The sequence below is a fragment of the Occallatibacter sp. genome (assembly GCF_049582745.1).
Lineage (GTDB): Bacteria > Acidobacteriota > Terriglobia > Terriglobales > Acidobacteriaceae > Telmatobacter.
The window spans coordinates 20,613-31,369 of record NZ_JBAUUO010000066.1; the positions used below are offsets into that span (position 1 = coordinate 20,613).

13 protein-coding genes are annotated in these 10,757 nt (G+C 54.7%); 3 read left to right on the forward strand and 10 right to left on the reverse strand.

The genetic code is table 11. The annotated features are described in order from the left end of the window. The first annotated feature begins 43 nt into the window (after positions 1-43). Positions 44-910 carry a YecA/YgfB family protein gene (locus WCA10_RS10800; RefSeq protein WP_472822527.1) on the forward strand — a complete coding sequence of 289 codons (867 nt, stop codon included), beginning with the start codon at positions 44-46 and terminating at the stop codon, positions 908-910. A 26-nt stretch (positions 911-936) separates the two neighbouring features. Here WCA10_RS10800 and WCA10_RS10805 read toward each other — a convergent pair whose 3' ends face one another. From WCA10_RS10805 to WCA10_RS10835, 7 genes are all read right to left on the reverse strand, one after another. Next, entirely contained in the window at positions 937-1,395 is a 459-nt protein-coding gene (locus WCA10_RS10805) for a hypothetical protein (protein WP_472822528.1), read from the reverse strand. Positions 1,396-1,466: 71 nt separating this feature from the next. Beyond that, complete coding sequence (locus WCA10_RS10810) at positions 1,467-2,225, reverse strand: hypothetical protein (protein WP_472822529.1); 759 nt, start codon at positions 2,223-2,225, stop codon at positions 1,467-1,469. A 59-nt stretch (positions 2,226-2,284) separates the two neighbouring features. Beyond that, positions 2,285-2,542, reverse strand: coding sequence for a DUF6429 family protein (locus WCA10_RS10815; protein ID WP_472822530.1), 258 nt, complete (start codon positions 2,540-2,542; stop codon positions 2,285-2,287). A gap of 60 nt (positions 2,543-2,602) precedes the next feature. Next, positions 2,603-3,556, reverse strand: coding sequence for a tyrosine-type recombinase/integrase (locus WCA10_RS10820; RefSeq protein ID WP_472822531.1), 954 nt, complete (start codon positions 3,554-3,556; stop codon positions 2,603-2,605). A 241-nt stretch (positions 3,557-3,797) separates the two neighbouring features. Then, complete coding sequence (locus WCA10_RS10825; protein ID WP_472822532.1) at positions 3,798-4,400, reverse strand: hypothetical protein; 603 nt, start codon at positions 4,398-4,400, stop codon at positions 3,798-3,800. Positions 4,401-4,671: 271 nt separating this feature from the next. Beyond that, complete coding sequence (locus WCA10_RS10830) at positions 4,672-5,511, reverse strand: energy transducer TonB (RefSeq protein ID WP_472822533.1); 840 nt, start codon at positions 5,509-5,511, stop codon at positions 4,672-4,674. A 555-nt stretch (positions 5,512-6,066) separates the two neighbouring features. Further along, the gene (locus tag WCA10_RS10835) at positions 6,067-7,104 is read right to left on the reverse strand and encodes an IS110 family RNA-guided transposase (protein ID WP_472822534.1); all 1,038 of its coding nucleotides are present in this window, start codon (positions 7,102-7,104) and stop codon (positions 6,067-6,069) included. 146 nt (positions 7,105-7,250) lie between these two features. Here WCA10_RS10835 and WCA10_RS10840 point away from each other — a divergent pair, with 146 nt between their 5' ends. Together WCA10_RS10840 and WCA10_RS10845 are read left to right on the forward strand one after the other, a co-directional pair. After that, positions 7,251-7,475 (forward strand): hypothetical protein, encoded by a 225-nt coding sequence (locus WCA10_RS10840; RefSeq protein WP_472822535.1) that lies wholly within the window; start codon positions 7,251-7,253, stop codon positions 7,473-7,475. A 598-nt stretch (positions 7,476-8,073) separates the two neighbouring features. Next, positions 8,074-8,544, forward strand: a complete 471-nt coding sequence (locus WCA10_RS10845; RefSeq protein WP_472822536.1) for a hypothetical protein — start codon at positions 8,074-8,076, stop codon at positions 8,542-8,544. Between the two features lie 207 nt (positions 8,545-8,751). On the opposite strand, the gene WCA10_RS10850 is transcribed toward WCA10_RS10845, so the two are convergent. The 3 genes from WCA10_RS10850 to WCA10_RS10860 all read right to left on the reverse strand — a co-directional run bounded on the left by WCA10_RS10850 (position 8,752) and on the right by WCA10_RS10860 (position 10,554). Beyond that, on the reverse strand, positions 8,752-9,048 hold the full coding sequence (locus WCA10_RS10850; protein ID WP_472822537.1) for a hypothetical protein: 297 nt from the start codon (positions 9,046-9,048) through the stop codon (positions 8,752-8,754). An 85-nt stretch (positions 9,049-9,133) separates the two neighbouring features. Then, complete coding sequence (gene pip / locus WCA10_RS10855) at positions 9,134-10,093, reverse strand: prolyl aminopeptidase (protein ID WP_472822538.1); 960 nt, start codon at positions 10,091-10,093, stop codon at positions 9,134-9,136. 113 nt (positions 10,094-10,206) lie between these two features. Further along, positions 10,207-10,554, reverse strand: coding sequence for a Smr/MutS family protein (locus tag WCA10_RS10860; protein ID WP_472822539.1), 348 nt, complete (start codon positions 10,552-10,554; stop codon positions 10,207-10,209). Between the last annotated feature and the right edge of the window lie 203 nt (positions 10,555-10,757).

Genomic DNA, 10,757 nt, shown 5'->3' on the forward strand with positions numbered 1-10,757 from the left:
GCAGAACGCAAGCTAAAGGAAGCGCAACGGCAACGGTTGCGGAGTGAACGCAGCATTTCGTATTGGTCAAGAGTTATTGCTGACCTCAAACACGAACGGATACGTGCTGTTCAGCCACCGCTTTGGCCACAAGAGGACACGACGCAGCATAAGATTTGAGTCGGCAGGGCATAAGGATTCCCAAGGCTATGGTCATACTATGATTCCCTTCACCCAAAACGAGCCTCTAACAGACGCTGAACTCGATCGCCTCGGCGACGTGCTCAAAAACTGCAAAGGTGGGAAGGCGATGAACGTCGAAACACTCGACGGTTTCTTTGCTGCTCTCATTGCAGGACCAGAATCGGTGATGCCGAGCGAATACTACCCGGAGGTTTTCGGCGGGGAGATATCAGACACGTGCGAGTTTGACAGCCTCGACGAAGCAAACGAATTCCTCGGGCTCATGATGCGTCACTGGAACGACATAGCGGGGACGCTGTTCAGAGATGAGATCTACGCGCCTCTGCTCATCGAGGACAAAGACGGCATTCCGCAGGGCAACGACTGGGCGCACGGCTTCATGCGCGGCGTTGGTATGCGCAACGACGGTTGGGCAGAACTGATCAACAATGAGGATTACGGGGGGAGCCTATTACCCATGATGGTGCTCTTCCATGAGCATGATCAAGATCCGGAGATGCGTCCCGACCCAATCAGCCCCGAGAAGCGCGGAGGGATTATCACTATGATGGCGGGGGGACTGTTGGGGGCCTATCGCTTTTTCCGGAGGAATAGAAACGCGTTTGCGGGCACCACATTCGCGCCGAAACCTCGGCGTAACACTTCTAAAATTGGGCGAAATGATCCATGTCCCTGCGGATCCGGAAAGAAGTTCAAGCGGTGCTGCTGCGGGACGACCATTAACTGAATCTTTCGCGGCACAGCCGAGTATTCTCAGAAGAGATCGCCGCACTCATCGAACGGATCTCCCGTAAATGAAGAGAGTGAGTCCGCGGCGTCCTCAGCGAAAATCTCGGAACCCTCCCACTCTCTGGTGTAAGCACTAATTAGGCCGGTTTTCTCCAGGTCTCGCATGATTTCCGGGTGCATCTTCGCTAGAAATTTTAGTCTTCGGGTCTTGTAAGGCTTGACCTCAGCGACTTTCAGAACAACTGCTGCGAGGCTTGCGACCTGGGAATTTTTCGACTCTGTTAGTTTTTTCAGACGAGCCACGTTCTTTTCAGAGATGTGCGATTGCTGCATAATTGCGAAGATGCTGTCGGTGTCCTCGATGGCCTGCCGCTCGCTTTTTGGCTTGGCGTTGCACCGCTTGCAAACATGAATTCTGTGGCCTTTACCCGAAAACTGCTCGTTCGGTCGTTCACGTCCGCAAATTCTGCAGTAGTGTCCCATCCCGGTCTCCCTCCATCGCCTTAGAATAAAAATAACAAATCATGAACGTCACAAATTAGCGGACTTCAAGATTATTCATCGTCTGCATCATCTTGTTCGTTGTCAAAGGCACTGAACTCATCATCTAAGCAGTAGGCGTTCTGGGAGTTTTCTTTCGGAAGAAACTCGCGGTGTATGTGAATCCAATCCTTCGCTCTTTTATGAAGAGAGCTATTTTCGTTGCCCAGCTCGTGGGGTAGTTTGGCAGCTAGAATCTCCTGATTGGCGGCGGCGTCGACAAACCCCTCGCAGGCCCAGTCGTATTCACAAAACTCCATTCCGACGGAGTGCCAGAAGTATGCTTCGATCGGATCCTGCGGCTCGCCGATCCCTTCGTCGAAGAGACGACTGAGCGCGAACATAGCAGTGGCATTTCCGTTTTCTGCTTCTGCGAAGAGAGCATCCTTACCTTTCGATAAGAGATCGACTCGCGGAATGAGCACATTATCGTGGTTTCTGCAGCTCCCCGGTCTCCTCAAGTCAACCGTGAATGCGATTGCATTCCCGTTTAGATGAATGCGAGAAGTCCGGTGATCGTCTTTAGAGAAGTAGTCCTTGTGATTCGCCAGGTCTCTATAGCCGAGAGAGTATTCGATACAGATGCACACTTCGGCATCTTTCGCTGAAAGAAGCATCTCGGCTGCCTCTTTGATTTCATCAGGATCGTAAGATCCGTCGCACCATTTCAGGTCATGCTTTTTCTCATAGCACTTGATCGCCGATCGAATTGCGCTTTCGATCTTCTCGGAAACGCGGGCAGTGCTTGTCTTCATTTGCTGTCTGGCGCACATTCTCATGCTCCGTCGAGTTCAAGGGACAAATTTAAACCAGATTCTGCCAGCGAATGTCCTCAACCTGAGTTTCCATGGAGGCGTCCTAGCCCGAAGTGCTTATCAAATAGCTCCCGTGAGCGTCTTTCACCCTCTTCGCTCAAGACAACCGATTTGGCTTTGCTTTTAGGGTCTGAGATGAAGCCTTTTGCGTGGAGTCGCTCCATCGTGTCCCAGTCTTGCCCCTTCCAGGCTCGCACGCCGACAGGATCTTTGAAACTGGTCAGCCACAAAAGTGCGAGAGTGATCTCATCAACTCTGTCCCGATCGTAATCCATTCGTTCGCCTCCGGCATCACCGACATAGTACTACCGGATTTCGATCGGAAATATCATCGCTTAAGAACGAGGTTCGATTCCGATTCGATCATTTACCGCCGACTGAATTCGTTGTTTACAGCCCAGGTAGCGTTCCGTCGTCTGAATGGAAACATGACCCAGGAGGAACTGGATTTGTTCCAACTCTCCTCCCGCGGAGTGGCAGAGACGGGCGCACGTGCGACGCAAATCATGCGGCGCCAATTTCTGCAATCCAATGGTTCTTGCCGAATCCTTAACGATGTGCCAGACGGCCTTCTCGGTCATCCCTTCACCGAGGATCTGTCCCATCTTCGTCACTCGCCGGAAGATCTTACCTCTGTCGATCCCCGCAGCATTCAACCAAATTCGCAACTCTTCCATCACCCAGCCAGGGACGGGAACCGTGCGAACGTGTCCTGCCTTGCCTTTCAGATCGACAATGGCCCAGTGTTCCTCTCGTTGTTCCAGATGTTCCAGTCTTAGGCTGACGGCTTCATGGCGGCGCAGACCGCAGGCAAGCAACAGAGCAAGAAGAGCGCGATCTCGCTTGCCCTTGAGCTTCGTACCGTCCGGGGCTCGACAGAGGGCTATGCTCTGCTCAACAGTCAGCCAGTTGCCCAGGCGCATACCCAAATTTCTGACGCCCTTGACACGGCGGATCCCAGCAGCCAGATCGGAACTCAGCAGCCCGGAATCGGCCGCCTCATAGGCGAGACGCCTCACAGCGCCAAGGCGCAAATTGACAGTGCCGGGAGCAAGCAGGCGGGCCTCAAGGTAGCTGCGATAGCGCATGACCACCGTTTTGTTCAAGGCCAGTCTCGGTTCCGAGCAGTACCAGTCGACAAACTCGTCGATGGCATGGCCATATCCACGTTGACCGTCGACACTGGACAGGCTGTTCAACACCGCCGTCTTTGAGAATTCAAGATCTGGCAGACGCAGACGGGTTTTGGGGTGTTTACGCTGTTTCAGGGAACGCGACTGATGCTTCATCGACCTCTGGCCTCCTTGCCCTAGGCCGATAATGCTCCTTTTTCGACCTCAATCTCTGCCGGTCGCCAACACCGAACGCAAGTCGCCAAGTAAGTCAGCAAGCAAGCATAAGCATTAAAATGCACCGAAACTGGGTCATTGACGGGTTGGCGGTCAACCACCCAGCACTCGGAACAATCAATTCTCTTCCATCTTTCCCAAGATGAGACGAAGGACTGCAACGCTCGGTGCCCGAAGAATCCTAGTTCGGCAAGCGGATTTCAACAGCAAAACGCATCCATTCGATCTTGCCCAGCTTATCGTCGGGCGTATCGGAAGCATGACTGACTCTCGAGGCTGTGACCCAGAGCCGGCCCTTGCCGACAGGGGAGGTGCCAAGTTCTGCGAGTGCCTTGTCGGCTTCCTGCTTGGTAAACGAGTAGGGCCAAAGCACGATTTCCAGCCGCTTGGCCTCTATGCTGTAATCCTCGCAATTGGTCACAAACTCGAATTCCCGCGGCGACCAAGAGACTTCTTCCTCCGCAGTCACCCCATAGCTCTCGTCGAAGTGGAGGGCATTGTGCCCGCGATAGGGCGGGCTCACAACTGAGGCAAATTCTTCGCAGCCGCTCTTCGTCACCCGTGGAGATACCTCAATCGTCCAATCGCTCGCTCTTAACCTAAACTCCAATTTGTCATTGATGATTCTGTGAAACTCTTCTCCGTCGGACACTTCGCCGGAAAAACAGATAGCTCCTTTCGAGCACTCGACGTTGACCTTTCCAGCGGCGTTCTCTGGTGCTATTCGTGCCGTGATCGTTAGTGCGGAAATGAAAGCAAGTCCTAAAAGCTTGTTCACGTGCAAGAAGAGTTCCTTTCCTTTGCCGCGGTCTCGGCATATTCGAATCGCGCTCGGAGCGACTCTAAAACCCGTCGGCAATCATACGCTCAAGCGGACGCGGCGCTTGCGGCCAAAAGCGTCATCGAGCCGAATGGGGCACACTTCGGAGTTCCGGGCGAATTGTGGGCAACTCGGACATAACCCGATTTTGGGATTACGTCTGGGTTGGCGGTTACCCACCCGCTAGACAGATATCCAGAGGTCGTAAGCGACAGATGCCCGTAAGGCGTGAGTTTCAGTGCAGTCTGAAATTGACTACAATCGACATCCTGACTGGAACGGGATCTTTGCCATTCTTCGCGGGTCTGAACCGGTACTTTGCAACCGCCTCCAAAGCCTTTTCGTTGAATTGCTCATTGGTGCCGCGCACGATTCTCATTGCCTGTGGTTGCCCATTAGCATCGATTACCAGGCTAACGAGACATATGCCTTCTCTGCCGCGCTGTTCGGCAGGCCACTCGGCTTCGGGTGTTTCGAGCGGGACAGGATGTGAATAGTCCGGGTGTAACTTGGCGAATTCCTTAGCCAATTGCATAGCCGATCCAGGTGTGGCTGTCATTTGGCCCTCGATGGGCGGGAGGGGTGGAAGGGGTTGCTTTGGAGCGGGAAAGAGTTTTTGCACGGGCGCTGATTTCAACCTGATCCGGGCTGAGGTCGTTCCATCTTTATCCACTATGCTGACCCTGCACACAGTCAGTTTGACTTGAAGTTCCTGCGCAACGGCAACCGGAACTCCATCTTTAGAACCAGGCGAGAATCGATCAACCTTAGCAACACTTACCGCTGCTTTGTCGATGTCATCGTTGAACGGATACAAAGGGGCCACTTGATCAGAGTTTCCCTGCGCGTTGATGACTAGAGAAATCCGAACGATTCCAGCGCCCTCGTACTCGCAATTGTTCGAGACCACAGGGGAAAAATCAGTAGGAGCCAATTCGGGTGATTTAATGCCATTTTCGTTGTAATAGACGGCACCATTTGGTTCAGACGGCGGAGAAGTCTGCGCTACGGCTCCGTTATACAAAATTGGACAACATACGACCGAGAGGAAAGCTACGCTACAGCGCACGATCATGGTTCCAATCCTACCTCCGCCTGCGTGGTGAATGGAGTTGAGGGCTCGGAGGTGGAATTGTGGGCAATCTAGACATAGCCCCATTAGAGTTCTCGCCGGTTTGGCGCTGATTCTACCCAAACTCTTCCAACGCGACACCATAGCATCACCTTGCGGGGGGGTGTGGTAGATCGAGTTTACACGCTATATTGATGTAGTTCCCGAGTGGTGGACTACCCTGAATGTATGGTCCGCCGCCGTTTTGCAAGCGAAAAGTGAGGATGACAGAATTGGTCTGCGCGAATGTATCCGGCCTTTGTTGGAGTAGCGAACTCCTGGCCTGAATGGGATGCGCTGCGCCCTCGTCCTTTTTAATAACGCTGCCTTGAAGGCATTTTCCGGGTACAGGTTCTCGAGAGCGCCGGGATCGACCGTTGTGCCATCTCATGTTTTCGCCAGCAAACCTGGCAGGAATCTCCAAACTCAAATCAGTCGTCGTCGTTGGACTGCAGATGTGGGAATCGCGTCAGCGATTTCCAAGCCTGGCGCTTTTTGCCAGGCGTCATGTGCAGGCCATCAGGCTGCGATTACTTGTGGTGCTGTTGGCGGGCGATAAGCCTCTCCTTTAAACAGCACCGCCCAGGCCATACGCGCCATCTTGTTGGCCATCGCCACGGTTGCCACCTGCTTGCGCTTGCGGGATGTGAGATTAACAAGCCACGTACTCAAGCCGGAAGATTGCTTGGTTTTCTGCAGCAGCACGGTGTGTGCTCCCTGCACGAAGAGTTTTCGTAAATACTTGTTGCCTCGTCTGCTTGTGCCGGTCAGCTTTTGCTTGCCGCCGGTAGAGTGCTCGCCTGGCACCACTCCCAACCAGGCAGAAAATCCGCGCCCCTTCTTGAAGGCCGCGCCGTTGCCGATGGCTGCGACCGTGGCCGTGGCCGTGATCGGTCCGATTCCGGGGATCGCGACCAGGCGACGGCACTGTTCAAGTTCGCCGCAGATGCGCTCGATCAGCTTGTCGGTTTCCTCGATCTGCCCGTGCAGGTACTGCATCTCCATCCGCAGCTGGGTCAGAAGTACGCGCAATGCACCGGACAGCTTGTTGTCCGCGTCTTCCAGAATGCCGGGCAGAGACTCCTCAATATAATGGCGTCCCTTGCGGATGGTGATACCGCGCTCCAGCAGCATCCCGCGCATCTGGTTGATCACCGCAGTGCGGCGAACAACCCAACGCTCGCGCACCCGGTGCAGCGACTGCAGGTCGAGTTGATCGTCGGTCTTGATCGGCACAAAACGCATCGTCGGGCGGGCCACTGCTTCTGAACACGCTTCGGCATCGATGTAGTCGTTCTTGTTCGTCTTCACGTACGGCTTCACATACTGCGCCGGCATCAGGCGCACATCATGACCTTGTTCCCGCAGAGCACGACCCAGAAAATGAGCTCCTCCGCAGGCCTCCATGCCGATCAGGCACTGAGGAAGGTTCACGGTAAAGCGCAGAAGCTGAGTCCGTGAACCCTTCCTGCGAACCACGACCTGGCCACGTGCGTTGACGGCTACAAAGTGAAACACTGTCTTCCCTAAATCAATACCGATCGTACGAATCTCCATGGAACACCTCCTTTGCTTACCTCTACACCCTCCGGGAGGGCTTAGGCGGCGCACCATGCCAGTAATAAGGCGAATTTTGGAATAGAATCTGGGCTAATCCGGGGTGGGCGACGGAACTTCTGCAAGAAAGGTGACATCATTTCGGCATGAAGATAAGCACGAATGTACCGGGTTGGTTGATCCTGGTGGGTTGGGGATGGCTCACATTCAGAATGTGGCAGGTGGGAATCCGGCCGCGTGCAACTGATCCGCAGACCATGGGCCGTCGCGCTCTCCACATCTTTGGAGCACTCATCTTTACTGCCCTGACTCTCTACTTCGTCGGGGTCGGTCTTGGCTTCTATCAGGTCCCGCATCCCCCGAAACACTGAGTTCAGAGCGAGTAACCGTCGACTCTTCAGTTACCAGTCGAGTAATACGACGCCAATAATATTACTCAAGTAGTAATTGACGAGTCGACGAGTCGACGGTGATACGACCGGAACCAGAAATCGGCACCAATCCCGCAATCTAGATTGCCGGGAGCGAAGCGATAAAATTCGCCGCCTAAAACGTTCAACCTTGCCACTCTGATAGCTACCGACAGCCCCCGAGCCTCCGCAATTGACCCATCCGCTCTGTAAACAACCAGACCCCAGACTCGCTTTCTTCGCTGGCCCCGTGCCACCGGCATGGCCCTGGCCGCCGCTCTGGACTGCGCAGAGCACAGGGAACCGTTCTGGCCTCGGCCGTGTATTTGTTGCGCTTTAGGAATCCCTGACAGCCTTTATTAGCCATAGGATGCCCTCTCCTGGGTCATGCCACCAAAGGGTAGTTCTGTAATGCTCGCGGCGATGCTACGGTTGGGGTGTGGCAGCTAATTCCCAGACTGTTCCGGTAGCTCGTGCAAGTGCCGGAAGCTCGTTGTCGATCATCCTTCAAAATGGCCGAGATGAAGCGGCGATAGTCTGGACACTCTGCAGGGAACGCTTGCGGTCCGCACTGAACGGCGTGCGCAACTTGCCGACCAGGCAGTCATTGGAGCGGTTTGCAAGCGAGCAAAACCTTTCCGATGGGAGCACCCGCGCATCGGTCGCACCGTCAGTGAAGTTTTCCAAAAAACCGCATAACAAGATTGGATTCTCGTTTGCCTGGGTATGCGAGTGCGGCAGTTTTTCAGCGCTGCGGTCATCTAGTCAGAGCCATGAAGGCGAAGTGGAGCGGCAGTGCCCCACATGCGGCGAAGCATCTCGACTTGCCTATGTCCGCCTGCTCTGCGAGCCGAGAGACAACACGGCCGGAGCTCCAGGTAAATGGGTCTATCCCGAAGTCGCAGTAGAATCCGGCGAGACGGGTGGACCGGTGGGACGGGACTACGACTGGTCCTACTATGACGTGATCTACTTCCAGGGTGATCGCGAACCCGATGTGTCCAGCTGCGCACTCGCCCTGCGATCCTGAAAGAATTTCCTCTTATTCGCGGGCTCTTTATTGCCTCCCAGTGTTGCGGACAGGGAGTATGAAGACCGTTAGAGCGAATCGCTGAGGACGTGTTTAATACTGAGTAACTGACGGATCGACGGATCGACGGTGACCCGCCCTGAGGCATTCAAAGACTACTTTTCCCGCTAAATCTCCGCCACCACCAGCAGAGAAGCAGCTTATCGGTTAGACCGTCGAACCAAAGCGCGGAACATGGCGTTGGAATAGAAAGAATAAGGTTGCGAAACAAAGCAGAACGATCAAGATCAACGTAGCGCCGAACAGCCAGCCCGAATCATCAACGCCGTTGCTTGCGATCATTGCCATGAATGCAAGAAAAACGATTAGAGTGATGCTGCCACACTCGATCAGCCTGTTTCCGGGATTGCTCTTGAAGGTGCGCCAGAAAAAAAGTCCGTAGCCGAGGAAGATGGGCACACCCTCACCGGTAATGCGAAGGTGGCTTCCATGGGTCGCTATCATGCCGAAGATCATAGCGCAGCGTTCTGAGTGTGTCCGGTGTGTCCTATTCGGAAACTACAATCCAGTGCTATTGATTTTCTTAATCTCAGCAGCTGGCGAACCTGTCTGCAGCCGCAACAAGGGCACGTGTATTTGGCGGGTCGAACGCGCTGTGACCGCTGTCCGGCGTGATCACCAGGTCTGCCTCGGGCCACGCACGGTGCATAGCCCAAGCGCTCTCCATGGGACAAACCACATCGTAACGGCCCTGCACGATCACTCCCGGAATGGCGCGAATCCGCCCAGCATTGCGCAGCAACTGATCGTCGCTCTCGAGAAAGCCGCGGTTGACAAAGTAGTGGGCCTCGATGCGAGCGAAGGCCAGAGCAAACTCGTCCTCCTCGTAGTGGCTGGTGAAGGCCGCATCGGGCAGTAGCTTCGACGTGGCACCCTCCCATCCGCTCCAGATCTTCGCGGCGCTTAGTCGCACGTCTGTATCGCCGCTGGTCAAACGGCGGTAGTAGGCGTTGAGCAGATCACCACGCTCGGCCTCTGGAATGTGCGCAAGATACGGTTCCCAAGCATCCGGGTAAAGGATCGAAGCACCGCGTTGATAGAACCAATCGATCTCCTGCCGGCGAAGCAAGAAGATGCCGCGCAGGATCAGCTCAGTAACACGCTCGGGATGCGTCTCGGCATATGCAAGCGCCAGCGTCGAGCCCCAGGAGCCACCGAATACCTGCCAGCGCTCGATGCCCAGACGCTCGCGAAGTTTCTCCATGTCCGCTACGAGGTCCCACGTAGTGTTCTGATCCAGGGACGCGTACGGCGTGCTCTTCCCGCAGCCGCGCTGGTCGAAACAGATAATCCGGTAATTCTCCGGGCGGAAGAAGCGACGTTGTTTGGGATCGGAGCCGCCGCCTGGACCGCCGTGGAGAAACACCACTGGCTTACCAACTGGGTTGCCACTTTGCTCAAAGTAGAGCTCGTGCAGGGGCGAAACACGCAACCGGTCCGTGTGGTAAGGCTCGATCGGAGGATAAAGCCAGGAAACAGGATCCTTCATCTTGGAAATGGACAACCGTTCGCTTGACATAACCGAACAGTGTACTGCTCCACACTAGTTGCTCACCTTACTCCAGGACTCGCAGCGTGCCGGCCGACTGAATCAAACTGCGATCACTCTACGGCTGCGTCTGCGATCAGATCTGCGTCGAGAGCGGTGCGGGAAGGGGCTCGATTGGGCTTCAATCGAACGCTCGTCACTCCCATGTCCTCACAGTTCAAGGTCGTGTGACGAATCCACTGCCGAAGGCTCTCGTCGTGTCGTAATGCCCTGCGAATCTCCAGACCAAAGAACCCGGTATTGGTATTGACAAATCCAGGTGTAATACCTCGATTTCGTCCGTGCCCATGTATGAGGTACAAATCTGGTTCTCCCATTTCCCAGGACTGCTGAATGATCTTTTTGAGCACACCACTCCAAACGATCTCGGCTGGGTGGTATCCATGAAGATCAATCGTCAAGTGCAGCCCTCAATTCCAAGAAGTTTAAGTCGTCAGATTGTGCTTTCGGTCTCCGAGCTCCGCCTCAATCACCGTACACGCAGAGAGAGAACGATTGCGCCCATTGACCCACCACCTATCAATGAGCGACACGCCTGTGCGTAGTCCAGGCGGTGAGGTGAGTGTCGGAACAAGTTCACCAAATTCCGGCGCATGAAAATGAA